This window comes from Nonomuraea sp. ZG12 (assembly GCF_052068115.1).
GTDB lineage: Bacteria > Actinomycetota > Actinomycetes > Streptosporangiales > Streptosporangiaceae > Nonomuraea.
This window is the reverse complement of the sequence record NZ_JBQHCW010000034.1, coordinates 1-26,446: the sequence shown is the minus strand read 5'-3', so window position 1 is coordinate 26,446 and position 26,446 is coordinate 1. Positions and strand designations below refer to the sequence as shown.

General features: G+C 70.2%; 25 protein-coding genes. 15 read left to right on the top strand and 10 right to left on the bottom strand.

Annotated elements, in window-relative coordinates; all coding sequences use genetic code 11:
• Positions 1–47 precede the first annotated feature (47 nt).
• Both ACTMTF_RS44745 and ACTMTF_RS44740 read left to right on the top strand, forming a co-directional pair.
• Positions 48–407 (top strand): MerR family transcriptional regulator, encoded by a 360-nt coding sequence (locus ACTMTF_RS44745; protein ID WP_441116178.1) that lies wholly within the window; start codon positions 48–50, stop codon positions 405–407.
• A gap of 88 nt (positions 408–495) precedes the next feature.
• A complete protein-coding gene (locus ACTMTF_RS44740) occupies positions 496–1,299 on the top strand; it encodes a glycerophosphodiester phosphodiesterase family protein (RefSeq protein WP_441116177.1) in 804 nt (267 codons plus the stop codon).
• A 222-nt stretch (positions 1,300–1,521) separates the two neighbouring features.
• On the opposite strand, the gene ACTMTF_RS44735 is transcribed toward ACTMTF_RS44740, so the two are convergent.
• Positions 1,522–2,526, bottom strand: coding sequence for an aldo/keto reductase (locus tag ACTMTF_RS44735; RefSeq protein ID WP_441116176.1), 1,005 nt, complete (start codon positions 2,524–2,526; stop codon positions 1,522–1,524).
• A 150-nt stretch (positions 2,527–2,676) separates the two neighbouring features.
• On the opposite strand from ACTMTF_RS44735, the gene ACTMTF_RS44730 reads away from it, so the two are divergent.
• Entirely contained in the window at positions 2,677–3,519 is an 843-nt protein-coding gene (locus ACTMTF_RS44730; protein WP_441116175.1) for a helix-turn-helix transcriptional regulator, read from the top strand.
• Between the two features lie 16 nt (positions 3,520–3,535).
• Here the strand turns inward: ACTMTF_RS44730 and ACTMTF_RS44725 are convergent, their stop codons facing one another.
• The 4 genes from ACTMTF_RS44725 to ACTMTF_RS44710 form a co-directional block, all read right to left on the bottom strand.
• Positions 3,536–4,249, bottom strand: a complete 714-nt coding sequence (locus ACTMTF_RS44725) for a GntR family transcriptional regulator (protein ID WP_441116174.1) — start codon at positions 4,247–4,249, stop codon at positions 3,536–3,538.
• Positions 4,250–4,379: 130 nt separating this feature from the next.
• Complete coding sequence (locus tag ACTMTF_RS44720) at positions 4,380–6,074, bottom strand: dihydroxy-acid dehydratase (RefSeq protein ID WP_441116173.1); 1,695 nt, start codon at positions 6,072–6,074, stop codon at positions 4,380–4,382.
• Between the two features lie 47 nt (positions 6,075–6,121).
• On the bottom strand, positions 6,122–7,096 hold the full coding sequence (locus ACTMTF_RS44715) for a cyclase family protein (RefSeq protein WP_441116172.1): 975 nt from the start codon (positions 7,094–7,096) through the stop codon (positions 6,122–6,124).
• Positions 7,097–7,125: 29 nt separating this feature from the next.
• Entirely contained in the window at positions 7,126–7,989 is an 864-nt protein-coding gene (locus ACTMTF_RS44710) for a carbon-nitrogen hydrolase family protein (RefSeq protein WP_441116171.1), read from the bottom strand.
• 143 nt (positions 7,990–8,132) lie between these two features.
• Between ACTMTF_RS44710 and ACTMTF_RS44705 the strand changes: the two genes are divergently transcribed.
• The 5 genes from ACTMTF_RS44705 (at position 8,133) to pta (ending at position 15,993) form a co-directional block, all read left to right on the top strand.
• A complete protein-coding gene (locus ACTMTF_RS44705; protein WP_441116170.1) occupies positions 8,133–8,888 on the top strand; it encodes an SDR family NAD(P)-dependent oxidoreductase in 756 nt (251 codons plus the stop codon).
• A gap of 55 nt (positions 8,889–8,943) precedes the next feature.
• A complete protein-coding gene (locus tag ACTMTF_RS44700) occupies positions 8,944–9,990 on the top strand; it encodes an ABC transporter permease (protein WP_441116169.1) in 1,047 nt (348 codons plus the stop codon).
• 70 nt (positions 9,991–10,060) lie between these two features.
• Complete coding sequence (locus ACTMTF_RS44695; RefSeq protein WP_441116168.1) at positions 10,061–11,230, top strand: substrate-binding domain-containing protein; 1,170 nt, start codon at positions 10,061–10,063, stop codon at positions 11,228–11,230.
• Between the two features lie 106 nt (positions 11,231–11,336).
• The gene (locus ACTMTF_RS44690; RefSeq protein ID WP_441116167.1) at positions 11,337–13,793 is read left to right on the top strand and encodes an ATP-binding cassette domain-containing protein; all 2,457 of its coding nucleotides are present in this window, start codon (positions 11,337–11,339) and stop codon (positions 13,791–13,793) included.
• 106 nt (positions 13,794–13,899) lie between these two features.
• A complete protein-coding gene (pta, locus tag ACTMTF_RS44685) occupies positions 13,900–15,993 on the top strand; it encodes a phosphate acetyltransferase (RefSeq protein WP_441116166.1) in 2,094 nt (697 codons plus the stop codon).
• Here the strand turns inward: pta and ACTMTF_RS44680 are convergent.
• Positions 15,976–17,166, bottom strand: coding sequence for an acetate/propionate family kinase (locus ACTMTF_RS44680; protein ID WP_441116165.1), 1,191 nt, complete (start codon positions 17,164–17,166; stop codon positions 15,976–15,978). The genes pta and ACTMTF_RS44680 overlap by 18 nt on opposite strands.
• A gap of 107 nt (positions 17,167–17,273) precedes the next feature.
• Here ACTMTF_RS44680 and ACTMTF_RS44675 point away from each other — a divergent pair, with 107 nt between their 5' ends.
• Both ACTMTF_RS44675 and ACTMTF_RS44670 read left to right on the top strand, forming a co-directional pair.
• Entirely contained in the window at positions 17,274–17,819 is a 546-nt protein-coding gene (locus tag ACTMTF_RS44675) for a hypothetical protein (RefSeq protein WP_441116164.1), read from the top strand.
• Between the two features lie 121 nt (positions 17,820–17,940).
• Positions 17,941–18,564: a copper resistance protein CopC gene (locus ACTMTF_RS44670; protein ID WP_441116163.1), complete on the top strand. Its 624-nt coding sequence runs from the start codon at positions 17,941–17,943 to the stop codon at positions 18,562–18,564.
• 45 nt (positions 18,565–18,609) lie between these two features.
• Here ACTMTF_RS44670 and ACTMTF_RS44665 read toward each other — a convergent pair whose 3' ends face one another.
• Positions 18,610–19,218, bottom strand: a complete 609-nt coding sequence (locus ACTMTF_RS44665; RefSeq protein ID WP_441116162.1) for a cysteine hydrolase family protein — start codon at positions 19,216–19,218, stop codon at positions 18,610–18,612.
• Positions 19,215–20,471, bottom strand: coding sequence for an MFS transporter (locus ACTMTF_RS44660; RefSeq protein ID WP_441116161.1), 1,257 nt, complete (start codon positions 20,469–20,471; stop codon positions 19,215–19,217). Before ACTMTF_RS44660 ends, ACTMTF_RS44665 begins: the two co-directional genes overlap by 4 nt.
• Positions 20,472–20,576: 105 nt before the next feature.
• On the opposite strand from ACTMTF_RS44660, the gene ACTMTF_RS44655 reads away from it, so the two are divergent.
• On the top strand, positions 20,577–21,539 hold the full coding sequence (locus ACTMTF_RS44655; protein WP_441116160.1) for a LysR family transcriptional regulator: 963 nt from the start codon (positions 20,577–20,579) through the stop codon (positions 21,537–21,539).
• Between the two features lie 53 nt (positions 21,540–21,592).
• Here the strand turns inward: ACTMTF_RS44655 and ACTMTF_RS44650 are convergent, their stop codons facing one another.
• A complete protein-coding gene (locus tag ACTMTF_RS44650; RefSeq protein WP_441116159.1) occupies positions 21,593–22,162 on the bottom strand; it encodes a helix-turn-helix domain-containing protein in 570 nt (189 codons plus the stop codon).
• An 84-nt stretch (positions 22,163–22,246) separates the two neighbouring features.
• Here ACTMTF_RS44650 and ACTMTF_RS44645 point away from each other — a divergent pair, with 84 nt between their 5' ends.
• Positions 22,247–23,182: an NADP-dependent oxidoreductase gene (locus ACTMTF_RS44645; protein ID WP_441116158.1), complete on the top strand. Its 936-nt coding sequence runs from the start codon at positions 22,247–22,249 to the stop codon at positions 23,180–23,182.
• Between the two features lie 50 nt (positions 23,183–23,232).
• Positions 23,233–23,985 carry an alpha/beta fold hydrolase gene (locus tag ACTMTF_RS44640; protein ID WP_441116157.1) on the top strand — a complete coding sequence of 251 codons (753 nt, stop codon included), beginning with the start codon at positions 23,233–23,235 and terminating at the stop codon, positions 23,983–23,985.
• A gap of 58 nt (positions 23,986–24,043) precedes the next feature.
• Here the strand turns inward: ACTMTF_RS44640 and ACTMTF_RS44635 are convergent, their stop codons facing one another.
• Complete coding sequence (locus ACTMTF_RS44635; protein ID WP_441116156.1) at positions 24,044–24,202, bottom strand: hypothetical protein; 159 nt, start codon at positions 24,200–24,202, stop codon at positions 24,044–24,046.
• A gap of 461 nt (positions 24,203–24,663) precedes the next feature.
• Between ACTMTF_RS44635 and ACTMTF_RS44630 the strand changes: the two genes are divergently transcribed.
• Both ACTMTF_RS44630 and ACTMTF_RS44625 read left to right on the top strand, forming a co-directional pair.
• Positions 24,664–25,425: a class I SAM-dependent methyltransferase gene (locus ACTMTF_RS44630; protein ID WP_441116155.1), complete on the top strand. Its 762-nt coding sequence runs from the start codon at positions 24,664–24,666 to the stop codon at positions 25,423–25,425.
• A gap of 131 nt (positions 25,426–25,556) precedes the next feature.
• Positions 25,557–26,446: serine hydrolase domain-containing protein (locus tag ACTMTF_RS44625; RefSeq protein WP_441116154.1), on the top strand; the 890-nt coding region annotated here is incomplete at its 3' end.

Genomic DNA, 26,446 nt, shown 5'->3' with positions numbered 1-26,446 from the left:
AGAATCATGGACATTCACACCGGTATGAAGGTCAAGGGGAGGCCGACGTGTTGATCGGAGAGCTGAGCCGGCGCACCGGAGTCCGTACACATCAGTTGCGCTACTACGAGGCGCAGGGCCTGCTCAAGCCGAGCCGGAGCGCGGGCGGCTACCGCGAGTACGCCGCCGACGCCGTCCTGACCGTGAACCAGATCAGGAAACTCCTCGGAGCCGGGCTGTCGACGGACGACATCGCCTTCATGCTTCCCTGCATGACCGGGCCGGGCCCCGAACTGGAGCCGTGCCCTGAACTTCTGGACGGTCTGCGCGCCCGCCTGCGTGGACTGGACGAGCGGATCGACACCCTCACCCGTTCCCGCCACGCCCTCGCCGGCTACGTCGAAGCCACCGAGCGGCGCGTGCCGTAGGGGCTCCGCGCTCTTGATCACGTGGGGTCTGACGCCTACGCTGATCATCCGGATCACCCTCTTGTCCAGCCCCCACGGACGGAGTCGTATGACGATCAGGACGAAGGCCGCGTTCGTCGCATCGCTGACCGTGATCACCTTCGTGGCCGTCCTGCCCCCCGCGCACGCGCGGACGTCGACGGCGAGCGCGCTCGCCTGCCCGCCGGTCTTCGGGCACGGCGGCTATCCCTCCGGTCCGAATCCGTGGGACCGGGACCAGGTCCGTCAGCCCAACAACGTCCGAGCCCTGAACGACCAGAAAACCTGGGGTGCCGACGGGGTGGAAGGCGACGTCCAGCTCACCCAGCAGGGCACCAAGGCCGTCATGTGGCACAACACCACCACCAACGGGCTGACGGGCACCCGGAAGAACATCACCGCGATCTGGTGGACGGCCGGAAGCGACAACCTACGCGATCGCCGCATCGCGCGCGGCCCGTACCAGGGGGAGCAGGTCTACACGTTGCGGCAGTGGCTCGACCACGTGCGCTCGCGTGGTCTGATCGCCCTGCTGGAGGTCAAGCCCGAGACCAAGGCCGTGCTGTCCGACCCGGCGTACGCGGCGGCCGCCTGGAAGGAGATCTCGGATCCGATCAAGGAACGCCAGGCTTCGCAACGCATCCTCGTCTACTCCCAGGACTCCTGGGTCCAGGCCGAGCTCTCCAGGCGCCACCCGGGCCTGCTCCAGGGATCGGAGGCTCGCTGGACCGACGGCGTGGCCTGGGAGGAGCCGCCGCCCGCCTGGAGCGGCAACGTCGGCCGATGGCAGGAGGTGCTGAACCAGGCGCCGAAGAGCGTGATGACGAACTACGCCAGGGAGTACCGCGCCTGGCTCAACGGCAGGTGCGGCTAGCGCTGAGCGCGTGCACGGCCTGAGCCGATGACGCCTGGGGCGCCGTACGCGGTGCGTGTGGAGTGAGGCGTCCTGCCGGCGATCGAGGCGGGCGCCACCGGCTACCTCCTCAAGGACCCCATTCCCCGGCGGGCACAACGGCGACACCACTCACCCTCGCGCGTACGCCGCGCGCCTGCGGGACATCCTGCACGCTCCGGCCGGCTGATCGACTCCTTGCCGCTACCCCGTCCGGCGGCGGAGGCTCGCCTGCTGGAGGGCCGGTGGCACGTACGCCTGGTCGAGCGTGCCGACGTCGGTGCCCGGCGGGACGATCTCGTCGATCCGGTCGAGGATGTCGTCGGTGAGCGCCACGTCGATGCCGGCGAGAAGGTCGTCGAGGTGGCTCATCGTGCGCGGTCCGACGATCGCGCTGGTCACGCCGGGATGAGCGATCGTGAACGCCATGGCGAGGTGGGTCAGCGGCAAGCCCGCCTCCTCGGCGAGCGTGATGAACCGCTCGACGGTGTCGACGCGGCGCTCGTCGTTGAGGTGCCGGAAGAAGCCGGCGCGGCGGAGTTCGTTCTGCCCGCCCTTGCGGACGCGCCCCGTGAGCAGTCCCTGCCCGAGCGGGCCCCACACCAGCGTGCCCATCCCATGGCGCTGGGCGACCGGCAGCACCTCGCGTTCGATGCCGCGGTTGAGCAGCGAGTACGGCGGCTGCTCTGTGCGGAACCGTGCCAGGCCGCGCCGCTCGGCGACCCAGCGGGCTTCGACGATGTCGGACGCCGGCATCGCGGAGGTCCCGATCGCACGGACTTTCCCGCTGCGGATCAGGTCAGTGAGCGCGGAGAGCGTCTCCTCGATGTCCGTGGCGGGGTCCGGGTGGTGGATCTGGTAGAGGTCGATGTGGTCGGTGCGCAGGCGGCGCAGCGAGTTCTCGACCGCGGTCATGATCCAGCGCCGAGAGGCGCCCCGCTGGTTGGGGTCGTCACCCATCGGGCGGCTCACCTTGGTCGCGAGGACGACGTGGTCCCGTCGTCCCTTGAGCGCGTCGCCGACGACCTCTTCGGAGTCGCCGTAAACGTCGGCGGTGTCGATGAGGTTGATCCCCGCGTCCAGCGCCTTGTGGATGATGCGGGCCGAGTCGCCGGGGTCGGGGTTGCCGACGGACGTGGCGAACATCAGGGCGCCGAGCGCATAGGGGCTGACCCTGATCCCGGTCCCGCCGAGCGTGCGGTACTGCATGCGAAATCTTCCTCCCGGTAGAAGCGCCGAACAGCGCTGACGAATCCGAGCTGCCAGCATGCGGCCGTGCGGGCGCCGGCGGGAGAGACGTCCTTGTCCGGGGACGGGCGGTCCCTGGCTGCGGCTGGCGTCACAGGGCATGGTGGAGGTGTGGACAGAACCGAACTGGCCGACTTCCTGCGCCGCTGCCGTACCCGGCTCTCCCCCGCCGACGTGGGGTTGCCGCAGGGCGCGCGGCGTCGTACCCCGGGACTGCGCCGCGAGGAGGTGGCGCAGCTGGCGGACATGTCCACCGACCACTACACGCGGCTGGAGCAGGCCAGGGGCTCACGCCCGTCCCGCCAGATGCTTGCCGCCGTCGCCCGCGCGCTGCGGCTGACCGGCGACGAACGGGACCACCTCTTCCACCTGGCCGGCGAGGAGCCCCCACGCAACCGGCCGACCACGGAGCACGTCCGCCCCGGCCTGCTCCTCGTTCTCGACCGGCTGACCGACGTTCCCGCCCAGGTGGTGAGCGACCGCGGTGACGTCCTCGCGCAGAACGCGATGGCCAGGGCGCTCCACGGTGACGCGTCCGCCCGCTCCGAGGCGGAGCACAACATCGCCTGGCGCTACTTCACGGACCCCTCCACGCGGGAACTCTTCCCGGCCGAGGACCATGACCGTGCCGCCCTCGCGGTAGTGGCGGATCTACGCGCCACACTCGCCCGCCGCCCGGACGACGCGCGGCTGGCAGGGCTCGTACGCCGGCTCCGCGCCCGCAGCGAGGAGTTCTCGGCGCTGTGGGACACCCACCAGGTCGCCGTACGCCGCACCGACGTCAAACGCTTCCTGCACCCGGTCGTCGGCCTACTGGAGCTGGACTGCGAGGTGCTGCTGAACCCGGAGCACGACCAACGCCTGATCGTCTACACCGCCCGCCCGGGCAGCAGATCCTACGAGCGGCTGGAACTGCTGCGCGTGGTCGGCCTCCAGGCCCTGACCCGTAGCTGAACCACTCCGCCGGGGGCTAGTGATCGTCGGTGAAGACAGGAAGCACAGGAGGGGTGAAGGCGGCGCCGGCCTCCGGGTCACCGGTCGACTGGGTCAGCAGCAGCCGCGTGGTCTCAAGAAGGTGATCACGCATGGCCTGTGCGGCCCCCTGGTCGTCGCGGGCCTGGATGCGCTCGAGAATGCGTTCGTGGACCCGCCAGATGTCCCACAGGGTCCGAGTCTTGGTGGTGGACAGGCCACGTGCCGACATCTGCGCCCGCATCGTCGCGACGGACTGGGTCACTCGCGTGTTGCCCGCGGCGTCCAGGATCAGCTCGTGGAACTTCACGTCCTCTTCCTGGAACAGCCGCTCGTCGCCGGTCTCGCAGGCCTGCCGCATCCTCTCGAGCGCCTTCGAGATCGGGGCCATCTGAGCGTCGGTCATCATGGTCGCGGCACGATAGGCCGAGGGGACTTCGAGCAGGAAGCGGAGCGAGTAGATCTCTTCGATGTCGCGGGTCGCTATCTGAAGGATCCGGACGCCCCGGCTCCGCTCGAACCGGACGACCCCGTGCGTGGCGAGCTGCAGCAGGGCCTCACGCACGGGTGTCCGTGAGACGCCCAGCTGAGCGGCGATCTCCACCACGGAGTGCAAGGTGCCAGGTGCGAGCTCGCCGGAGACGATCGCCCGGCGGACTGCCTCGAAGGTCTGGGCCGCCAGCGACGTCTGGTCCGTCGAGATCTGCTCCATTTGGACTTGGCTCCCGGTCAGTCGGTCCGCACAGCGCCTCGCCGGATGGTCCGGAACGCTTGGTCGGCCGAGACGATATCACTCAGAACAAGGATGTGGCATGCAACATGCAACACTGCCACTCAAGAGATCAAAGGAAGGACAAGTCGGCTCCCTCGCTGGCCGGCAGGACCGTCTGCGCGTACAACCTCCGCCAACCACGTTCGGGCAGTTCGGGCGGGGTGAAGTCCGCGCGCCGCCGCTCCAGTTCATCCTCCTCCACGAGGAGGTCGAGCCGCCGCGCCGCGACGTCCAGCCTGATGAGGTCGCCGTCGCGGACGAGCGCGATCGGCCCTCCGGCGGCGCTCTCCGGGGCGCAGTGCAGCACGACGGTGCCGTAGGAGGTGCCGCTCATCCGCGCGTCGGAGACCCGCACCATGTCCCTGATCCCGGCCTGAGCCAGCTTGGCGGGGATGGGCAGAGCACCGGCTTCGGGCATGCCCGCGGCGATCGGTCCCGCGTTGCGCAGCACCAGTACGTGGTCGGGGGTGACATCCAGGTCCGGGTCGTCCAGGATCCGCTGGGCGTCCTGAGCCGAGTCGATGACCAGGGCCGGTCCGGTGTGGTTCATCAGGTGCGGGCTCGCGGCCGCCGACTTGATGACCGCTCCGCCCGGCGCGAGCGTGCCGTGGAGCACCGCCAGGCTCCCCGCCGCGCCGAGGGGGTCCTCCAGCGGGCGGATCGTCGTCTGCCAGTCCTCCCGGGCGGGGCTCTCGGCGATCAGCGAGCCCAGGGTTCTCCCGGTGACCCCGACGGTCTCCCGCTCAAGCAGGGGTTCGAGGACCTTGAGCAGCGCGGGAAGTCCGCCGGATCGGTGGAAGTCCTCCAGATATCCCGACCCGGCGGGCTTGCAGTCGACCAGGAACGGCACGTCGGCGCCGACCACGTCGAAGTCCTCGAGGCTGAGTTCCACTCCGGCCCGCCGCGCGACCGCGATCAGGTGGATCAGCGCGTTCGTCGATCCGCTCATCGCCGAGAGCACCCGGACGGCGTTGCGGAAGGCGGCCGGGGTGAGGATCTCGCGGGGAAGGGGACCTCCCGACCGCGCCAGTTCGACGGCTCGACGACCGGTCTCGGCGCCGTGCCGGAGGCGGGCGCCGGTGGCCGCCGGGGGAGTGGCGCCGCCCGGCAGCATCATGCCGAGGGTCTCGGTGAGGCAGGCCATGGTGGACGCGGTGCCCATGACCGCGCAGGTGCCCGCGGTCGACACGAGTTCGTTGCGGACGCTGGTGATCTCGGACTGGTCGAGTTCCCCGCCGCGGTGCTTGCCCCAGAATCGCCGGCAGTCGGTGCAGGCCCCGAGCCGCTCGCCTCGCCAGCTGCCGGTCATCATCGGTCCGACCACCTCGAGCAGTACCGGCTTGTCGGAGGAGGCGGCGGCCATGAGCTGGGCCGGTACCGTCTTGTCACACCCCCCGAGCAGAACGGCGGCGTCCATCGGAAGGGCGCGGATCATCTCCTCGGTGTCCATCGCGAGCAGATTGCGGAACAGCATCGTCGTCGGGGAGGTCAGGATCTCCCCGAGCGAGATGGTCGGGAAGTCCATGGGCAGGCCGCCGGCCTCCAGGACGCCACGTCTGACCGCCTCGAGCAGGGCCGGCATGTCGCGATGGCAGGTGTTGTAGTCGGACTTGGTCACCGCGATGCCGATGATCGGCCGGTCCAGCGCCTCGTCGTCGTACCCGCTGGAGGCAAGGAAGGCACGCCGCAGGTACGTGCTGAAACCGTCATCGCCGTAGGACGTATGGTTCCGGTCGATGGCCGATTCAGTCGGTCGGGCGTGCATGTGGACCTCCGGGGTCTGGCTGGTTCGGGAAGAGAGGGCCGGCGGCATCAGGGGCGCAGCGGCATGGCCAGCGGGCGCATCGGAGCACCGGTCGCACCGCGCAGTTTCATGGAGGCGGCGACGAAGGCGAACTCGTAGAGCCGTTCGGCCGAGATCTGCTCGCAGTCGACCACCTCCATGATGGGAACGCCCGCCTCCCCCAGGAGATAGGTGTGGACGACCTGCCAGTTCTCCTCGTCCTTGCCGGGCATCTGCTCCAGGGCGAGGGTGTCGCCGCCGATGACGGACGCACCCAGCCGGGCGAGGAACCGGGCGCCGTCCAGGTTCAGTCCAGGGCTGTTGTCGATGTAGGCGTCGATCTCGGGCCAGGCGCGCATCCGGCCGGTACGCACCAGCGCCACGTCACCCGGCCGGAATTCGACATTCTGGCGGCGCATGGCCGCACGCAGATCGTCCGCGCCGATCCCGTAGTTGTCCGGGAGCACGTCGGTGTCGTGCAGGGCGGCGATGTCGAACAGCACCCCGCGGGCGATGATGGGAGGGATCTTGTCCGCGCCGCACCTGGTCCAGTGCCGCGAGCTGATGTGCTCCTGGGCGGAGAACCCGTTCCAGATCTGGCCGTTGTACCCGAAGTGGTTGAGGGTGTCGATGTGCGTCCCGCAGTGGGTGTACATCGAGATCGCGTCACCCGAGTAGGAGACGAGCTCGTTCTGCGCGCGGCCCACCCCGGTGATGTCGTCCAGGACCGTGCCGGCGGGTGTGTGCGTCATCCACTGCTGGAAGTTCGGGTCGCCGGCCTTCGTCCACGAGGGCATGCCGACGAAGTAGTCGACCGACAGGTCGATGACGCTGCCGCCGTCCGCCCGGGCCAGCACGGCGCGCGAGGCCTCCGGGGTGAGCAGGTTGAGCATGCCGATCTCGTCGTCGGGACCGAAGGGGCTGCGGCTGACCTCGCGGAACTCCGCACAGTACGCCGCGATCTTGTTTCTGGTCGCTTCGCTGATGAGCGCCGGTCCACACATGGTGGTGCCCGCCTTCCTGTTCGATCCGGTTACTGGCCCGAGGTCATCGGGCGGGTGAGCTCGCCGTACATCTCGGGCCGGCGGCCGGAGAACACGGGAAGCTCGAATTCGCCCGGCTTCTTGATCAGCCGCTTGGTCCGGGCGGCGTGGACGTCGATCACCGCGCCGAACAGCCCTTCGTCCTGGCCCGCGTCGGCCAGCACCGCTCCGGACGGCGCGATGATCTGGCTTCTGCCCATGAAGCGAGTGCCGGCCTCGGAGTCGGCGCGGTCGGCCACCGCGAGATAGACCAGGTTCTCCAGTGCGCGTACCCGCGTCATGTGGTCGGCGAGCATGTCCGACCCCATGGGCCAGTTGGTGGGCATCGCGATGACGTCGGCGCCCTGGAGCGCGAGTTCCCGGGCCGATTCGGGGAATCGCAGGTCGAAGCAGATCATCACGCCGACCCGGCCGAAGGGGGTGTCGACCACCCGGGGCGCCGCATCGGCGCCCGCGTCGACGAACCGGTCCGCGCCGAGGTACGGCAGGTGCTGCTTGCGGTAGCGGCCGATGATCCCGGAAGGTCCGAGAACCAGGGCCGAGTTGTAGACGTGCCCGTCCGCTTCCTCCAGCAGGCCCACCACCGCGGTCGTGGAGTTCTCGCCGCAGGCTTCCACGATGCGGCCGATCCTGGGGTCCGCGGCGTTGATCGCGGCGGCGCGCGTCTCGGCGCGGGAGTCGTACAGGTATCCGGTGAGCACGCATTCGGGGAAGACCAGGAGCTGATGCCCGGCCGTCGCGCCGTCCCGCACGGTCTGGACGACCCGATCGACGTTGGCCGCCACGTCCGTCCGGTCGACGCTGATCTGGGCGACACCGATCAGGACGCCGCTTTCGGTAGGTGAGCCGGTCAACGTGCCATCCCTGGGTGCGGTGGTTATGGAATACCCGGCAGAGTGGCATGCAGCATGCAGCACGTCAAGTCGTTGACATGCTGCACGCTGCATGCAATGGTGGCCCGATCGAATCGGACATTCCATGGGAGAAGGGCCGAGTTGTGCCAGAAGTAGTGATCCTCAGCGGTGCTGGAGGCGGGATCGGCGCCGCGACGGCGCGCGAATGCGCGACGGCCGGCGCGTCCGTCCTCCTCACGGATCAACGCGTCGAACTCGTGGAACGGCTCGCCGCCGAACTCCGTTCCAGCGGCTGCGACGCTCTGGCACACGGCCTGGACGTCACCGACGAGGAGGCGGTCGCCCGTGCCGTACGGGTCGCCACCGACCGGTGGGGCCGAGTCGACGGCTTGGTCAACTGCGCCGCCACGATCGTGGCGAAACCACTGGTCGACACCACCCTCGACGAGTGGAACCGGGTCATGACGGTCAACGCGACCGGCACCTTCCTCCTGTGCAGGAACGTGGTGAGCGCGATGCTCGCCCAGGGGACGCCCGGGTCGATCGTCAACCTCTCCTCGATCTCCGGGACGGTCGGCCTGCCCGGCCAGGCCGCTTACTGCGCCTCCAAGGGAGCGGTGCTGCAACTGTCCCGCCAGATCGCCGTCGACTACGCCGCCTCAGGGATCCGGTGCAACGTCGTCAGCCCTGGCTCGGTCGCCACCGAGCAACTGGCCACCTACCTCGGCTCCCAGCCGGATCCCGACGCCGCCCGGCAGCGGCTCATCGCCGGCCACCCGATCGCGCGCCTGGCCGACCCGCACGAGGTGGCCAAAGTGGTCACGTTCCTGCTGAGCTCCGCCGCCAGCTTCGTGACCGGCGCGGACGTGGCCGTAGACGGTGGCTACACCGCCATCTGAGCACAGACCCGCTATCTGAGCACAGACCCGCAGACTTCCCGGAAGGTACTCGTCAATGTCGCACCGTACGACCTTGCCGCCGGCCGAGCGCGCCGGTCCTGGCGGGCTGATCGATCTGCGTCGCCTCAAGGCCGGTCGGTTCTCCTCGATCTGGCTGATCACCCTGCTGCTCTTCGCCGCCAGCCCGCTGATCTCGCCCGGCAGCCTTTCCGGATCCGCTGTGCTGTCCATGCTTCCGTTCGCGGCGGTGATGGCGATCGCCGCGCTCGGGCAGACCCTCGTCGTCGCCCACGGCGGCATCGACCTGTCGGTGCCCGGCGGGATGGCGCTGGCCGCGGTGCTCGCCACCAAACTCCCCGCCGGATCGGGGGTCCCGGTCTGGGCGGCCGTCGCGCTCGCACTGGTGGTGGGCGCGCTGGGTGGCCTGGTCATCGGGTTCGCCGTGGTCCGGCTGTCCATCGCGGCGTTCGTGGCGTCCCTGGCGGTCAACTCGATCCTCATCGGCGTGGTCCTGCAGGTCTCCAACGGCTTCCCCGCCTCGGCCGCCGCCACGCTGAGCGCGTTCGCGGTCGGATCCGTCGCGGGCATCCCCAACCTGCTCCTGGTCGCGGTCGTGGTCGTCGGGCTCGCGCACTGGATCATCCGGCACACGGTGCTCGGCCGGCGCTTCATCGCCGTCGGCGCCGGCCGGCCCGCAGCGCGACTGCTCGGCCTGCCCACCGGCCCCTACGAGATAGGTGCGTACGTGGGGGCGGGCATCTGCTACGCACTGGCCGGAGCCCTGCTCGCCGGCTACCTGCGGACCCCGGACATCCTGCTCGGCAACACCTACCTGCTCCCGACCATCGCAGCCGTCGTTCTGGGCGGAAGCCTGCTGTCCGGCGGCATCACCAACCTGGCCGCCACCGCTGTCGCCGCGCTGTTCCTCACCCAGTTGGACCAGGTGGTCCTCGCCGCCGGCGCGTCCACCGCCACCCAGCTCCTCGTTCAGGCGGCCGTACTCGCGCTGAGCGTGGTGGCCCGCGGGGTGCCCTGGGGCTCCATCCGCGCGCGGCTGCGAGGCCGCGCCCCCGATCCCGCGTCCACGCTGCCATCGCCCTAGCCGCCCGCCCTAGCCGCCCGCCCTAGCCGCCGCGTCCCGCTCACCCATGTCCCCCAGACAGGAGATCCCCATGACTTTCTCCAAACCCCGATCCCTGGCCCGCCGCTCAGCCGCCGTCCTGGCCCTCGCCGCCTTCGGCGCGGCGGGCTGCGCCGGCGGACCGGGCACGTCGAACGCCACCGAGGGCGGTGTCGAGGCCGTCTACGACAATGCGGCCAAAATCGGAGACGTCTCGCAGCTTCGCCCCATGAAGGACTTCTGCGGCACCAAGCCGGTGAAGGTGGCGCTCGCGGACGGTACCGGCGACAACGCCTTCCGGAAGACGGCTCGCGCCGAGTTCGAGGACGAGGCGAGCAAGTGCCCCAACATCACCGTGCTGCCCTACGCCGACGGCCAGAACAACCCGCAGAAGGCGATCAGCGACGTCAAGGCCCTGGTCGCCCAGGGCGTGGAGGCCCTCGTGGTCTTCCCCGACGCCGGAGAGGCGCTGCTGCCGACGCTGCGTGAGGCCTACAAGGCCGGCGTGCAGGTGGTGCCGTGGACGGCGAACCCCGGCGGCAAGCCCGGTACGGACTACACCTCGTTCGTCGGCCACAACACCGTCAACGACGGCGTGACCTGGACCCGCTGGATGTGCGAGTCACTCGGCACCAAGGGCGGGAACGTCATCTTCCTCGGCGGCACACCGGGCAACACGCAGAGCCTCACCGAGATGGTCGGCATCGAGAAGGAGCTCAAGGAGAACGCCGCCTGCGCGAAGGTCAAGCTGCTGAACGAGCCGGGCAAGCCGATCGACACCAACTGGAACCCCGCGCAGATGCAGAAGGTCGTGTCCGGGCTGCTCACCAAGTACCCGGCCATCGACGGTGTGATCACCGACTCCGGTGACGCGTCACTGGGCGGCATCCGCGCCTTCCTCCAGGCCGGTCGGCCGTTGCCGCTGTGGACCGCCAACGACCTCAACGGCTTCGCGTGCGCCTGGAAGGAGAACGCGGACAAGCACCCGACCTTCCAGAGCGTGACGGTGTCGGCACGTACCTGGATCATCCGCCTCGCACTGCGCAAGGCCGTCGCCGCGCACCAGGGAATCGAGAACGACGAGCCCGAGATCATCAACATCCCGATCTTCGAGAACACGCTCGACGAGTCCAAGCCCCCGAAGTGTGACCCCACCCTTCCCGCCAGCGCGATCCTGTCCTCCGAGCTCACGCCGGAGCAGCTCAAGCAGGCCTACAGCTGATCGCTCGTTGCCCTCCGCCGGGCGCGTGCCCGGCGGAGGCGATGAGCCGGAGTGAGGAGTGATCCTTCGCATGGTCGATTCGACAGCTGGACTGGTTCTCCGTGGGGTGACCAAACGCTTCCCCGGCGTCGTCGCGCTCGACGCGGTCGACTTTCAGGTGCACCCGGGCGAGATACATGCCCTGGTGGGAGGTAACGGAGCCGGAAAGTCCACACTCATGGCGGTGGCATCCGGAGCGCTGGCACCTGATGCGGGCACCGTCGAGATCGCGGGCGAGCCGATGCGGCACCTGTCCCCGATCGCCGCACGGGAGCAGGGCCTGGCCATCGCCTTCCAGCATCCGGCGCTTCTCCCCGACCTCACCGTCACCGAGAACCTGCTGCTGAGCGTGCCGAAGCGGCTCCGGCCGTCGTTCGGCGACGCTCAGGACTGGGCTCGGGAACGACTGCTCCCGATGGGGATGGACATCGACCCGGCCGCCGTGGCCGGCCGGTTGACCCTGGCCGAGAAGCAGGCGCTCGAGATCTGCGGGGCCCTGGCCTGCGAGCCCGGCGTCCTGATCCTCGACGAGCCCACCGAGCCCTTCATGGTGGCCGAGATCGAGAGGCTGTTCGAGCAGGTACGGAAGGCCGCCGCCCGCGGGATGGCCGTGGTCTACATCAGCCACCGGCTGCCCGACGTGATGGCCCTGTCCGACCGTCTCACCGTGCTCCGCGACGGGCAGATACGCGGAACCTTCCTCGCCTCGGAGGTGACCGAGGAGGAGATCATCACCCGCATCGCGGGCCGGGAGATCGACGCGCTGTTCCCGCCGCGTCCCCCTTCCGTCGGCGATGTCGTGATGGAGGTGCGCGATCTCCGCTCGGACCGGCTCCGGGGGATCACCACCACGCTCGCCCGCAACGAGGTCCTCGGTCTCGCCGGCGTGGAGGGCAACGGCCAGCGCGTGTTCATCCGCGCGCTCGGCGGAGCCGACCCGGTCACCGGTGGCGACATCACCGTCGACGGCCGCACCGTCGAGCTCGGCAGCCCCCGACGTGCCCGCCGCGCCGGGGTGGTGCTCATGCCCCAGGAACGGCACGTCGAGGGCGTCGCGACCGTACTCTCCGTCAAGGAGAACCTGGGCGTGGCCGCCACGAACCAGACCGCCGTCGCCGGAGTGGTCAGGGGATCGGCCGAGAACGCGGTGGTGGCCAAGGAGATCGAGCAACTCGGCATCAAGGTGGCCTCACCCGACTCCGCGGTGGATCACCTGTCGGGAGGAAACCAGCAGAAGGTGGTACTCGGCCGTTCGCTGCTCTCCGCGCCCAAGGTGCTGCTGTGCGACGAACCCACCCAGGGCATCGACGTCGGTGTGCGCTCCGACATCTACCACCGGCTCCGCTCCACCGCCGAGTCGGGAACGCCGGTGGTCGTGCTCAGCTCCGACAACGTCGAGCTGGCCGGGCTGTGCGATCGGGTGCTGGTGTTCTCCCGGGGGCAGGTCGTCCGCGAACTGACCGGCGACCAGATCTCCGAGCACGCCATCACCGAGGCGTCCCTCACCGCGGCGACGTCGGATCAGACCTCGGCGGCCACCGGGCCGGCACGACGTACGGGGCCGCTCGACCGGTTCCGCCGGCTGCTCGCCAGCGAGCAGGCGCCCAGCTTGTTCCTTGCGGCCGCGATCGTGCTGCTGGCCCTGGTGAGCGCCACCAGGAGCGACCGCTTCCTGTCCGAATTCAACATCGCCAGCATGCTCGGGCTGGTGGCGCCCGTGCTCTTCCTCGCCGCCGGGCAGCTCATCGTCATGCTCACCGGAGGAATCGACCTGTCGGTCGGTCCCCTGAGCGGGACGCTCGTGGTCATCGCCTCGTTCTACGTCCTCGACGGGTACGGAGCCGGGTGGTGGATCCTGGGATTCGTGCTGATGATCCTCGCGGCGGCCGGTGCGGGACTGGGCAACGGGATGATGGTCAGATATGCCCGGGTGACACCGGTGGTCGCCACCTTGGTCACCTACACCGCGCTTCAGGGACTCTCCCTGGTCATGCGTGACTCCCCCGGAGGGTCGATCTCCAGCACCATCACCGACGCGCTGGGCGCGCGCATCGGCCCCGTCCCCTGGGCGGTGATCGTCGGTGCCGCCGTCCTCATCCTGCTGGAAGTGATGTCCCGGCGTTCCATGATGGGGCTCCGGCTGCGGGGCACCGGCTCGTCCGAGCATGCCGCGCGCAACCGGGGAATCCCGGTGGCTCGCGTCCACCTCGTCGTCTACCTCATCAGCGCGCTGCTCACCATGCTCGGCGCGCTGCTGCTGATGGCACAGATCGGCGTGGGCGACCCCACCGCCGGCGTCAGCTACACGATGGCCAGCATCACCGCCGTCGTCCTCGGCGGAGCCTCGATCTTCGGCGGCCGGGGCAGCTTCATCGGCGTCCTCTTCGGAGTCGTACTCCTGCAGCTCATCCAGAACACCACGGTGTTCCTCGGCCTGTCACAGGCGTGGCAGTACTGGATGCTCGGCCTCATGGCGCTGGCAGCGACGGCCATCTACTCGCAGGTCCGCGCGGCACGAGCGTAAGGAGGGTGTCGCGCCGGTACCTGCCGCCGGATCCACCGTCCCGGCAGGTACGGCTCAAGCCGTCCGCCCACACCCCGTCCCTGGCTCGTCCACCACAATGAGGGACATGACACGTGCGGTGTACGTCGCGGCGGGTGAGGCGGGAAGCAACAAGGGGACCGTCGCCCTGGGCCTGGTCGAGCTGCTGTCCCGGCAGGTGGGCACGGTGGGGGTGTTCCGTCCCGTGGTGCGGGCGGGGCGCGAGGACAGCCTGATCAACACCGTCCGGAGCAGGTTCCAGCTCGGCCTGCCCTACGCGGCGTACGCGGGCGTCACCTACGACGAGGTGCACGCCGACGCCGAGCGTGCGGCCGGCGAGATCGTGGCCCGCTATCGTGCGCTCGCCGGCCGGTGCGACGCGGTGGTGGTGGTCGGCACCGACTACACCGACGTGGGCGCGCCGATGGAGTTCGGGTACAACGCCAGGCTGGCCGCCGACCTGGGGACGCCCGTGATCAACGTGGTGAGCGGAAGGGGGCGGACGGGGGAGCGGATCGCCGCGGCGGTCGAGCTGTCGTCCAGGGAGCTGGCGCAGCATCACGCCCACGAGCTCGCGGTCGTGGTCAGCCGGGCAGCCGCCGGGCCGCTCACGATCACGCATCCGACGCCGGTGTTCGTGCTGCCGGAGACCTCCTCCCTGCGCGCGCCGACCGTCGCCGACCTGCTCGACGCCTGTGACGGCAGATTCTTCCTGGGCGAGCGGGACGGACTCGGCCGGGAGGCGAGCGCGTTGATGGTGGGCGCGATGTCGCTGCCCAACATCCTGGACCGCTACACCGAGGGCACGGCGGTGATCATCCCGTCCGATCGGGCCGCCGCGCTCCTGCCCGGACTCATCGCGGCGCACACCTCGCCGGGCTTCCCCGCCCTGTCGGCGGTGGTGGTCACCGGCGGCACGGACCTGCCGGCCCCGGTCGACCGGCTGCTGCGCAGCATGGCGATCCCCCTGCCGGTGATCGCCACCGACCACGACACCTTCGACACCGCGACCCGCCTGTCGGCGGTGGAGGGCCGCTTCACCCCGGAGGCCGGCGGGAAGATCGATACGGCGCTGCGGCTGTTCGCCGAGCACGTCGACGGCCGGCTGCTGCTGGAGCGGCTGGCGATCACCAAGACCGACGTCGTCACACCGCTGATGTTCGAGTACGAACTGCTGGACCGGGCGCGCGCCCGGCGCCGGCACATCGTGCTGCCCGAGGGCGAGGAGCCGCGCATCCTGCGCGCGGCCGACGTCCTGCTGCGCCGGGGCGTGGCCGAGCTCACGCTGCTCGGCGACGAGGAACGCATCAGGGTACGGGCCGCTCAGCTCGGCCTGGACCTGGACGAGGCCAGGGTGCTCAGCCCGTTCGACGCCGAGCTGCGCGAACGGTTCGCCCGCGAGTACGCCGCCGTCCGGGCGCACCGGGGGATGACCGTCGAGCTGGCCCGCGACACCGTCACCGACGTCTCTTACTTCGGCACGCTGATGGTCCACACCGGCATGGCCGACGGCATGGTCTCCGGTGCGGCCCACACCACCGCGCACACCATCAGGCCGGCGTTCGAGATCCTGCGCCTGGGCCTGGTCTCCAGCGTGTTCTTCATGTGCCTGGCCGATCGGGTGCTGGTGTACGGCGACTGCGCGGTCAACCCCGTGCCGACCGCCGAGCAGCTCGCCGACATCGCGATCTCCTCTGCGCGCACCGCGGCGTTGTTCGGCGTCGATCCCAGGATCGCCATGCTGTCGTACTCGACGGGCGCCTCCGGCGCCGGCGCCGACGTCGACAAGGTCCGCACCGCCACCGAGCTGGTCCGCGAACGACGCCCCGACCTCCAGGTGGAGGGGCCGATCCAGTACGATGCCGCGATCGACCCCGGCGTGGCACGGACCAAGATGCCCGACAGCCAGGTCGCCGGACACGCCACCGTCTTCGTCGTGCCCGACCTCAACACCGGCAACAACCTGTACAAGGCCGTCCAGCGCAGTGCCGGCGCCGTCGCGGTGGGGCCGGTGCTCCAAGGGCTGGGCAAGCCGGTCAACGACCTGTCGCGCGGCGCCACCGTCGCCGACATCGTCACCACCGTCGCCGTCACGGCCGCGCAGGTGGGGGAGCGGGCTCACGGTTCCGCGCCGAGCCCTGTACGGCCATCCACCGGCCCCGGCTCAGGAGCGGCCCGTTGACGGCAGCCGCGCGAGGGTCTGGCGGGCGATCTCCCACTCCTCGTCGGTGGGGATGACCAGGACGGGCACCTCGGCGCCGGGAAGAGACACCGCGCGCTCGCCGGCCGATTCCGCCTGGTTGGACGCGGGGTCGACGGTGATGCCGAGCCGGCCGAGCCCCGCCAGGCAGGCGGCGCGGGTGGCGGCGTCGTTCTCGCCGACGCCCCCGGTGAACACGATCGCGTCCACCCGGCCGAGCAGCGCGTGGTACGCGCCGACGTACTTGCGGATCCGCCGGGTGTAGATCTCCAGGGCCAGCCGGGCCTCGTCGTCATCGCGGTCGCGTACCTCGCGCATGTCGCTGGATCCGGTCAGGGCGAGCAGGCCGCCCTGGTGACTGAGCGCGTGCTCCACCTGTTGGGCGTCCAGGCCGCCGGCCCGGGCGAGGTAGCCGGCGAGTGCCGGGTCGGCGTCGCCGGAACGGGTGCCCATGACGAGTCCCTCCAGCGGCGTCATGCCCATCGAGGTGTCGACGCTGCGGCCGCCTTCGATCGCGGTGGCGCTGGCGCCGTTGCCGAGGTGCAGCACGATGAGGTTGACCTCCTGCGGGTCGCGGCCCAGGAAGGCGGCGGCCCGGCGGGACACGTACGCGCACGAGGTGCCGTGGAAGCCGAAGCGCCGCACGCCGAGCCGCTCGCGCCACTCGCGCGGCACCGCGTAGGTGTAGGCCTCCGGCGGCAGGGTGCGGTGGAACGCGGTGTCGAACACGGCCACCTGCGGCACTTCGGGGAACATCTTGCGCGCGAGCCTGATGCCGGTCAGGTTGACCGGGTTGTGCAGGGGCGCGAGCGGGGCCAGCTCCTCGATGGCGGCGATGACCTCGTCGTCGATGAGCACGGCCTCGGCGAACCGGACCCCGCCGTGCACCACCCGATGCCCGACCGCGACCGGGGTCGGCTCCGGTCCGGCGGCGGCGAACGCCTCCATCATCGCCTCCAGACCTTCGTCATGACCTGGGAAGGGGCGGTCACGGACATACGGCGGTCCATCCCCGCTCCGGTGCGTGAGCCGACCCTGCTTCTCCCCGATGCGTTCGACCAGGCCCCTGGCCGGACGCTCGCGGGTGCGCGGGTCGACGAGCTCGTACTTGATCGAGGAGGAGCCCGTGTTCAGGACGAGAATGCGGTCGGCCATGCCCATGACCCTATTTCCGCTGGATCCTCCTCGGGCGGGGGCCGGGCTCTCCATGCCGCCGATGATCCCCGGTTCCCGCCCCCGCACCGGACTGACAGGATGTGGTCATGGCCCTGGCTCTTCGCCTGATCCGCGCAGCCGCCTTCGCGGTGGTCTGCGTCATGGTCTCGGCGGGTGGTCACATGTTCGCCGGGGGCGGCGCGCTCTCGGCCCTCTCGCTCGTGGTCAGTTCGGTGGTGCCCTTCGCCCTCGCGCTCGTCTTCAACGGGCGTGAGCGCGCGTGCGAAACCGTGCTGGCCGCCACGGCGATCACTCAGGTCGTCCTGCACCAGGTGTTCGCGCAGATCGCGCCCGCCGTGCCCGCCGGTGGCGGTCACAGCCACGTGAACGTCGGCATGGCGCTGGTCCATCTGACGGTCGCCTTGCTGAGCGGCTGGTGGCTGCACCAGGGCGAGAGCGTCGTGTGGACCATGCTGCGGCTGTGGGCGACGGCCCCGCCGCGGCTGCTGTTCCTGATGCCGGCCGGTCTTGTGCGGGCCCCTGCCGGACAACGGCCGGCCCTGTTCGCGGTCCAGAGCAGGCCGTGGCGCTCACGGGAGTTCGCGGCGGCGGTGCGCCGGCGGGGTCCGCCCATGCTCGCCCACGCCGGCTGACGCATCCGTTTCCCGGCGCCCCGTAGTCATCCGGTGCGCGCGCCGTCCTGGCCGCGCGCCCGTTCGCCGCACCCGGCCGCGCCACGCGCGCGGGCCGGGCTCGTATCTACGGAGTCGCACGATGGCCATCGCGCCTCGTTCCATCCTGGCCGCCTTGATCTGCGGCCTGCTCGTATTGTTCTGCTCTCCCGCCGCCCTGGCTCACGACCGGTTGAAGGCGAGCTCACCTGCCAAGGACGCCGAAGTCACCTCGCTCGACGAGATCGAGCTGGAGTTCTCGGCCCGTGTCCGGATGCCTTTCGTGATTCTGCGCAATGCTCAGGATCGTCAGGTCCAGATCGGCGAGCCGGCCGTCGAGGGGAAGTTCGTGCGTGCCGAGGTGCCCGCGCCCCAGGCGGCCGGGACGTACGTCATCGGCTGGCGGGTGGTGTCCTCCGACGGGCACCCGATCGAGGGCGAGATCCCCTTCACCGTCGAAGGCGAACCCTCGCCCGACCCCACGACGCCAGCCTCGGCCACCGGGCCGAGCACCGCGCAGAACACTGCGCCGAGCACTGCGCCGAGCACTGCGCCGAGCCTCTCGGCCACCACCATGGCCCCGGCCGAGCCCGCGACATCGGTGACTCCCGCGTCCGCGGAGAGCGGTGGCGGGACCCCGGCTTGGATCTGGGTGGCCGCCGTGGTTCTCGCCCTGCTCGGTGTCGGCCTGTGGCTGGTCGGTGCCAAGGCCAAGCGTCAACGGTGACACGTCCTCTCACCGGCACCGCCTGACATGAGCGGCAGGAGGGACCTACCGGCACCCTTGGTCAGCCCGCAGGAGGGTGGGCAACTCGGCGGTCTCGATGAGATGAGCCCGTGCGGGAAGGACCTGACGGAGCAGGACGTCGTGCGCGTCGGGGTCAGGGTCGGCGACGCCGTCGGTCAGGACGTAGAGCCGGTAGTCGCGGTCGGCCGCGTCGAGGACGGTGGACAGGACGACGCCGCTGGTACTGACGCCCGCGATGATCAGAGTGGTGATGCCGTGCTGGCGCAGCCGCTGATCGAGGTCGGTGGTGGACAGGCCTCCGTAACGGGTCTTACGCACGATGATGTCTCCGTCCTGGGGAGCGAGACGTTCGTGGACAGCGGTGTCAGGGTCCGCGTGGTGCATGAGACGGTGCTGGGCCACCGGGGCGAAGGACTTGTTGGTGGGCGGGATCGCAGCCCAGTCGGCCTCGGTGAAGCCGACCCGGACATAGGCCACGGTGCCGCCCGTGGCGCGTACGTCGGCGATCACCTTTTCCATGCGTCCCAGCAGGGCTTCACTGTCGCTTTCGGGTAGCAGCGCGAGGATCGCGGGCTGATAGTCCATGACGAGCAGGGCGGTGTGTGCGGGGTCGAGCGCGGGAGTGGTGCTCATGCGAGTGTTCGCCTTTCCGGTGGCGCCTGGTCGGCGTTCTTGAGTGGGGGCGTGCGGTCGTACCGGGGGAGGAGGAGCGAGGTCGTCAGGAGCAGGAGCCCCGCGATCGCGATCGCGGTGCGGGGACTGGTGAGGCCGGCCAGCAGGCCCCACAGGCCGGTCATGGTCGCGATGGTGGCTTTACTGGTGATCGACCAGGCGGACAGTGTGCGGACGATCCGGTCCGGCGGGAGCTGTTCGAGCCGGTAGGTGGCGAACACCGGGTTGAACACGCCCATGCAGGTGATCAGCCCGAGCTCGACGGCGATGACGAGGAAGAGCCCGGTGGGGCCGGGGTGGACGAAGGCCAGTCCGAGTGGCCAGCACGCGCGCAGGGTCCCGGCGGTGCGCATGACCTTGTGCTGGCCGAACCGTGCGAGGAGCGGGCGGGCCAGTCGCGAGCCGATGAGGCCGCCGACGCAGGGGACGCCGAAGGCGAGGCCGTACTGCCAGGGTGCGAACCCGAGGTCGCCGAGCATGAGGACGGCGAGCAACGGTGAGACGGCCATGATCAGGCCGCTGACCAGGACGGTGTTGAAGAACAAGGGGCGCAGCGCCGGGCTGGCGAGAATATGGCGCCAGCCTTCCAGCAGGTCGCCGGCTCCTGGCCGGGGCGGTGCGGCGGGCCGCGCGGGACGTGGCTCCCGCCCGCCGATGGCCCGGATCCCCGCGGCCGAGAGGAGGAAGCTGGCCGCGTTGACCGCCACGCTCGCCACCGGGCCCACCAGCCCGATCGCGGCGGTGCCGAGCGGCGGCCCGAGCGCGGTGGCGGTCCAGGTCGTGGCCTCGAACCGCCCGTTCGCAACGAGCAGGTCCTCGGACCGGACGAGCGCCTTCAGACATGCTCCGCTCGCAGCGGTGAAGGCGATGTCGGCCGCGCCGACGACGACCGCCACGACCAGGAGCTGCGCGAAACTCAGCCGGCCGAGCACGTAGGCGGTGGGAACGCTCATCAGCGCCGCGAACCGGATCACATCCATCGCGATCATCACCGGCCGCTTGCGACGGAACTCCACCCACGGCCCGAGCGGCACCGCGACCACCGCCCCCACCGCGAGCCCCGCGGCGGCCAGCACCGACACCTCGGTCGGCCCGGCGTCGAGAGCGAGAATCGCGATCAGGGCGAACGCGTCGAACGCGAGCCACGTGCCGAACGCGCTGACCGCATACGCGGCCCAGAACCACCTGAACCGCCGCCCCAGCGACCTTCCCAACGCGCACCCCGCCATCTCTCGGAAACAACCAGCCGTTGATCCCTGAGATCAAAACGCTCAGGTGATAGACAGGTCAAACAACCGGATGGCCGCGCGTACACAACCATGAGTTGTGCAATAAGGTCGGTCGGTGTGGATCTCGATGCTGTGCGCACGTTCGTCGCCGTCGTGGACACCGGCCAGTTCCAGCACGCCGCCGCAGACCTGTCGATCACCCAGCAGGCCGTCTCCAAGCGCATCGCCGGGCTGGAGCAGGACCTCGCGGTGCGGCTGTTCACCCGCACCCCGCGCGGGGCCCGGCTCACCATCGACGGGCAGGCGTTCCTGCCCCACGCCCGCGAACTGCTGCGCGTCGCCGAGCGCGCGGTCGCGTCCGTGCTTCCCGGCAGCCGGCCGCTGCGCGTCGACGTGATCGCCTCACGCAGCGCGACCTCGGGCATGATGCGCGGCTTCCACCGCGCGCATCCCGAGATCGAGCTCGACGTGGTGATGCTGTTCGACGTCGAGACGGCCGTCGCCGCCATTCGGGCCGGCACGATCGACGCGTCGTTCCGCGCCGTCGCCGTGCCCGGCCGGCCCCTTCCCGAGGACATCGAGTCCGTACGGGTGCTCGACGAGCCGCTCCAGCTCCTCACCGGGCCCGGCCACGCGCTGGCTGGCGCCCGGTCGGTGACCGTCGCTCAGCTCGCCGGGCACCGGATCTGGATGCCCGGCATCGTTCCCGGTACCGAGTGGGCCGCCTACTACGACGACCTCGTCGCCGAGTTCGGCCTCACCATCGAGGCGACGGGCCCCAACTTCGGCTCGGACGTGCTTCTCGACACCATCGCCGACACCCCGGCCCTGGCCACGTTCATGAGCGAGCAGACCCGCCTGGTCTGGCCCGTCGACCACGGCCTGCGCCGCATCCCGGTGACCGACCCGACGCCCGTCTATCCGCACTCGCTCCTGTGGCACCGCGACAACCCCCACCCAGGGCTGGCCACCCTCCGCGCCCACCTCGCCGCCACGGCGCCCGGCCACGACGCCGCCGGGACCTGGGCGCCGGGCTGGGTGATCCCGCACTGAGAACGCCACCGCGTCCAGGGGCGCCGTAGCGAGCGCGGCCGGCTTGTCGGCCGTCAGCACGAGGCGCTGGCTGCTCGCACTTCGCCGAATGCCCGCTGCACGTATTCGCTGTAGTCGTCGCCGTCGGCCGTCTCGCTCCAGCGTTCATAGGCGATCTTCCCGGCGAGCGCGCCCAGCTCCGCGGCGACGTACGCGGTCAGGTCGGGAACGCCGCGCCGCTTGAGCGCGCCGGTCATCGCCGCGGTGAGACCGAGGCCCTTCAGCGCTTCGCGCTCTTGCAGTTCCGGGTTGGCGGCGATCACTGCCCGCCTGCGGGCGCTGAACTCGCGGCGAGCGGGGGTGAAGGCTTCCCTCCCGGCCGCGTCCAGGGCATGAGCCACCGCTTCGAACGGGGTTGCGGTTGCCGGCGCGGCGGCTATCGCCTCGACGAGCAGGCCGGTCATCGTGTCGCCGCCGAAGAGCACTTCCCGCTTGTCCTGGAAGTGCCGGAAGAACGTGCTCTTCGTCAGCCCCGCGCGCTGCGCGATGTCGATCACCGTTGTGTTCTCGTAGCCCCGCTCCGCGAACAGTTCGAGGGCGGCGAGGGCTAGCCGCTCTGATGCCTTTGGTTGCCATCGGGCCATGGACGAAGCATACGGCACTTGGTCCCATCAGTGATGTATGGTGACGGAACCAAGTCCCATCACTTGTCTGCTGGAGGTCTGTACATGAGCCGAGCTGTCATTTACGAGACGTTCGGAGGTCCCGAAGTGCTGGAGCTACGAGAGATTCCGGAGCCGCACGCCGGGCCGGGTGAGGTTCGCGTCCGCGTGGCGGCCGTCGGGCTGAATCCGATGGACTGGGGCATCGCCTCACGGCCTGAGGCTGCGGCGCGGTTCGGCATCACCGTGCCGTCCGGCTTCGGGTCCGACTTCGCCGGCACCGTCGACGAGGTGGGCGGCGGCGTCACGGGTCTTGCCGTGGGCGACCGTGTTTACGGCGGCGCGCTGGGCAGAGCCGCTGCCGACTTCTTGGTGGTCAGGACGCCCACCGCGCTGCCCGACGCCCTCTTCCGTACGCCGGAGGGCATCAGCGACGAGGTGGCGAGCACGCTTCCGGTGGCCGGCCACACCGCCGCCGCCGCTCTGGCGGTGATCGGCCCGCGGTCCGGCGACACCGTCCTGATCGGCGGCGCCGCCGGCGGCGTGGGCGTGTTCGCCGTACAACTCGCGAAGCTCGCCGGCGCCACCGTGATCGGCACGGCCGCGGAGGGCACCTTCGCGTTCCTGCGGCACCTGGGTGCCGAACCCGTGGCCTACGGCCCCGGACTGGCGGACCGGGTACGGGCGCTGGCTTCCGCTTCCGGCGGAGTGACCGCGGCGACGGACCTGTTCGGCACGGAGGCGGCCGAGGCCGCGCTGGCGCTCGGCGTACCGCCCGCGCGGATCTCCACCATCGCCGCCGGACCCAATCCGCCCGGCGGGGTGCGCCCCATCGGTGCCGTCGACGCGGGGCCGGATGCCTTGGAGCGGATCACCGATGCGATCCTCGCCGGCGAGATCACCGTGCCGATCGCCGCGACCTTCCCGATCGAGAAGATCGGCGATGCCGTGACACGCCAAGCCGGCCGCCACGTCCACGGCAAGATCGTGATCACGCTGTGAGCCCGAGCATTCAGTAGATCAATCAGATCCTCACGTAAGGAAACTCGCACATGACCATCGCCTTCGTGCACAGCGTCCTCGTCACCTCTGCGGTGTGGACGCCGCTGCTCAAGGAGCTGTCCACGCTGGGCCACGACGATGTGGTCCTGCTCTCGCCCCCCGGTTTCGGCGCCCCACTGCCCGCGAATTTCGGCGCCACGCTCGATGACTACCGGAGCTGGCTCATTGACGAGCTCTCGCGGTTCGATGCACCTGTGGACCTCGTCGGCCACGCCATGGGAGGAGGGCACGTTCTGGAAGCCACGATGGCCCGCCCTGACCTGGTGCGCAGCTGGGTCAGCGACTCCATCGGCGGTTACGAACCGGACTTCGTCTGGCACGAGCTGGCACAGATCTGGCAGACGCCAGGCGATGGAGAGCGGCACCTCGAGGAGCTCTTCGCCGGCGGCGTCGGTGATCGGGCGGCACGCATGGTCGAATGGGGCATCGCCGAGCCGGCGGCCGGGGTGATAGCGCTCGGGCAGGGCGCGGAGATGAGCAAGGCCATTCTCGCGCTGTACCGGGACGCGGTGCCGCCGAAGCTGCATGAGCGTGGCCGCGATCTTCCCAACGTCGCCTCCCGGCCCGGTTTGGTTCCCGTTGCCACCGAGGACCACACCATGGGCAGCGTGGCCATTCGCCACAGTGCCGCCGAACGCGTCGGTGCTCGCGCCGTGGAGCTCCAAGGAATCGGTCACTGGTGGATGGTTGAGGACGCCCCTCAGGGGGCCCGCATGCTGTCCGAGTTCTGGAACAGCCTGTAACGCTTCGGGGCGTCGCAGGGATGCCTCCGCTGGGGTGATTCCCTGACCGACATGCCGCTCAGGGGATGCGCCGTACGGTGTTGCCGACCTTGCCGTCCTTCATCTCAGCGGAGAGCTTGAAGTCCAGGATCTGGCCACGCGCCCGCTCGACGACCTCGGGGCCGGCCGGGCGCAGATTCCGGACGAACGCGTCCACCACCTCGTCGGCCGGCCCCACCGCGGACACCTTGAAGCATCGCCGGGCAGTTGACCGACGGAGATTCTGGAGCGCGCCCGCCGGTTGGTCCAGACCTGCTCCGTTCCGCCGAGTTCCGCCTGCCAGTTGCCGAAGGGCAGCGAACCGGTCTTGACGAGGTCCAGGCCCTGCGGCAGATGCGCGGCATCGATCCGAGGCCGGCGCAGATCCTCTGCCACTCCGTTGGCCGCCCTGGTCAGCTCGGCGTCCGAGAAGCCGTGGCCCAGCACCGCGAACGACTCGAAGTCCTGGCTCGCCGCTCCGGCAGGAGTATCGCCGTGGAGGACGCCACGTCGCCGCCGCACCCTGCGCCCAGGACGATAAGGGCGCCCGCCGGGAGCATGCGTAAGAATCTCATTCATGCTTGGACGCGATCTTCCGCGCGCAAGTTCTCGTGCCGCGGGCTTCTCTTGGCCAGACCACCACCTGATACGGGAGCTGCGATGAGGCGGATCGACTACGACACCGAGCAGTACCAGAACTACCCGCGCGGCCGTGCGCTCACCGAGCAGCAGCTGCGGACCTGGATCAGCGCCTTCGAGGCCGTGCTGCCCGAGCGGCGTCCGCTGGCGGGGCTGGACGTCGGCTCGGGGACCGGCAGGTTCACCCCCGCGCTGGCGCGAGCGTTCGGGCCGGTCACGGGCGTCGAGCCGTCGGTCCGCATGCGCGAGACCGCGCTGGCGCAGTCCCCGCATCCCGGGGTGCGATATCTGGCAGGCTCCGCCGAGGACATGCCGGTGCCGTCCGGCAGCGCCGACTACGCGCTCATGTTCTTGTCCTGGCACCACGTCCAGGACAAGCCGGGGGCGGTCCGGGAGCTGGCCAGGGTGCTCAGGCCCGGCGGGCGGCTGCTGCTGCGCGGGAATTTCAGCGACCACCATCCCAGGCCGTGGTGGCTGGAGCACTTCCCCCGCGGCTTCGAGGTGGACGCCTCGCTGTTTCAGCCGCTGCACGAGGTCATCGCGATGTTCACAGCCGACGGCTGGCGCGTCACCTGCTTCGGCACGGTGACCGAGCCGTCCTCCGGCACCTGCGGTGACGTGCTCGAACGGTTGCGCCTGCGTACCCTTTCGTTCTTCGCTCAGCTCAGTCCCGACGAGCTGGAGGCCGGCTTCCGCCGCCTGGAGCGGGCCGTCGCCGCAGATCCCGGAGCCCCCGCGCCGGTGTTCTCCGAGCCGCTGCTCACGCTGGAACGGCGCCGGTGACGAAGATCCGCTCGCGTGGGACCGCGGCCGTGAGCCAGATCACGGTTGAGGTTGACCTTGGGTCAGGGTGGAAGCTCGTCACAGCGGCACGACGCCGGCCTGATGTAACAGATGTGTAGGAGCGAACCGCCATGTCCGTCACCCTTTCCGACCAGGACAAGAGCACTCTGCGGACCGCCGCGTACGGTGCCGTCTCGCTGATGGCCGCCGCCACCGGCTCGCCCCACAAGGCCGCCACGGCTGCCTCCATCGCCCTGACGTCGGCGACCGGTCTGGTCGGGCACGTGCTCGCCGCGAAGGCCAAGGACATCGACCTGAAGGGCAAGACGGTCGCCGAACTCGCCGACGTGGTGCTGCCGGCCCTGACCGCAGCCATGAACCTGCTCGGCCGGCAGGCTCCGGCAGAGGCCGGCAACTTCCGCAGCACCATCCTTCTCGCCCTCGAAGCCGCCCAGGCCCACCCGGACAAGCCCAGCACCACCACGGCCGAGATGGCCCGCAAGATCACCGCAGCCCTTGGTATGGCCGCTGCGGGGCAGGGTCGTCCGGAGTTGCGGAAGGTGATGGAGGAGGTCGTCGATGCGGGTTTCGTGGGGGTGTCGTTGCGGGTGCGTGATGAGCGGGGTGAGTGGGCCGGCAGCGCGGGTGTGGCTGAGTTGGGTGGTTCTGTGAAGCCGTCGACGGACGGGCATGTCCGGATCGGTAGTAATACCAAGACTTTCACCGCGACCGTGGTGCTGCAGTTGGTGGCGGAGGGCAGGATCGGTCTGGACGAGGCGGTGGCGGGCTATCTGCCGGAGTTCGGGCTGGACGAGCGGATCACGGTGCGGATGTTGTTGCAGCACACCAGCGGGCTGTTCAACTTCACCGGCGAGGTCTACGACGACGGGACGGTCACGCTCGGGATCCCCATCCCCTACGGTGCCAAGGGCCAGGAGTGGGTCGACGACCGGTTCAGGACCTACCGGCCGCAGGAGCTGGTGGAGCTGGCGTTGTCGAAGCCGGCGCGGTTCGAGCCTGG

Coding starts and splice junctions, on each gene's coding strand:
- ACTMTF_RS44740 (WP_441116177.1), top strand. CDS start 496: ATGACGATCAGGACGAAGGCCGCGTTCGTCGCATCGCTGACCGTGATC.
- ACTMTF_RS44735 (WP_441116176.1), bottom strand. CDS start 2,526: ATGCAGTACCGCACGCTCGGCGGGACCGGGATCAGGGTCAGCCCCTAT.
- ACTMTF_RS44725 (WP_441116174.1), bottom strand. CDS start 4,249: ATGGAGCAGATCTCGACGGACCAGACGTCGCTGGCGGCCCAGACCTTC.
- ACTMTF_RS44720 (WP_441116173.1), bottom strand. CDS start 6,074: ATGCACGCCCGACCGACTGAATCGGCCATCGACCGGAACCATACGTCC.
- ACTMTF_RS44715 (WP_441116172.1), bottom strand. CDS start 7,096: ATGTGTGGACCGGCGCTCATCAGCGAAGCGACCAGAAACAAGATCGCG.
- ACTMTF_RS44700 (WP_441116169.1), top strand. CDS start 8,944: ATGTCGCACCGTACGACCTTGCCGCCGGCCGAGCGCGCCGGTCCTGGC.
- ACTMTF_RS44695 (WP_441116168.1), top strand. CDS start 10,061: ATGACTTTCTCCAAACCCCGATCCCTGGCCCGCCGCTCAGCCGCCGTC.
- pta (WP_441116166.1), top strand. CDS start 13,900: ATGACACGTGCGGTGTACGTCGCGGCGGGTGAGGCGGGAAGCAACAAG.
- ACTMTF_RS44680 (WP_441116165.1), bottom strand. CDS start 17,166: ATGGCCGACCGCATTCTCGTCCTGAACACGGGCTCCTCCTCGATCAAG.
- ACTMTF_RS44675 (WP_441116164.1), top strand. CDS start 17,274: ATGGCCCTGGCTCTTCGCCTGATCCGCGCAGCCGCCTTCGCGGTGGTC.
- ACTMTF_RS44670 (WP_441116163.1), top strand. CDS start 17,941: ATGGCCATCGCGCCTCGTTCCATCCTGGCCGCCTTGATCTGCGGCCTG.
- ACTMTF_RS44665 (WP_441116162.1), bottom strand. CDS start 19,218: ATGAGCACCACTCCCGCGCTCGACCCCGCACACACCGCCCTGCTCGTC.
- ACTMTF_RS44655 (WP_441116160.1), top strand. CDS start 20,577: ATGAGTTGTGCAATAAGGTCGGTCGGTGTGGATCTCGATGCTGTGCGC.
- ACTMTF_RS44650 (WP_441116159.1), bottom strand. CDS start 22,162: ATGGCCCGATGGCAACCAAAGGCATCAGAGCGGCTAGCCCTCGCCGCC.
- ACTMTF_RS44645 (WP_441116158.1), top strand. CDS start 22,247: ATGAGCCGAGCTGTCATTTACGAGACGTTCGGAGGTCCCGAAGTGCTG.
- ACTMTF_RS44640 (WP_441116157.1), top strand. CDS start 23,233: ATGACCATCGCCTTCGTGCACAGCGTCCTCGTCACCTCTGCGGTGTGG.
- ACTMTF_RS44630 (WP_441116155.1), top strand. CDS start 24,664: ATGAGGCGGATCGACTACGACACCGAGCAGTACCAGAACTACCCGCGC.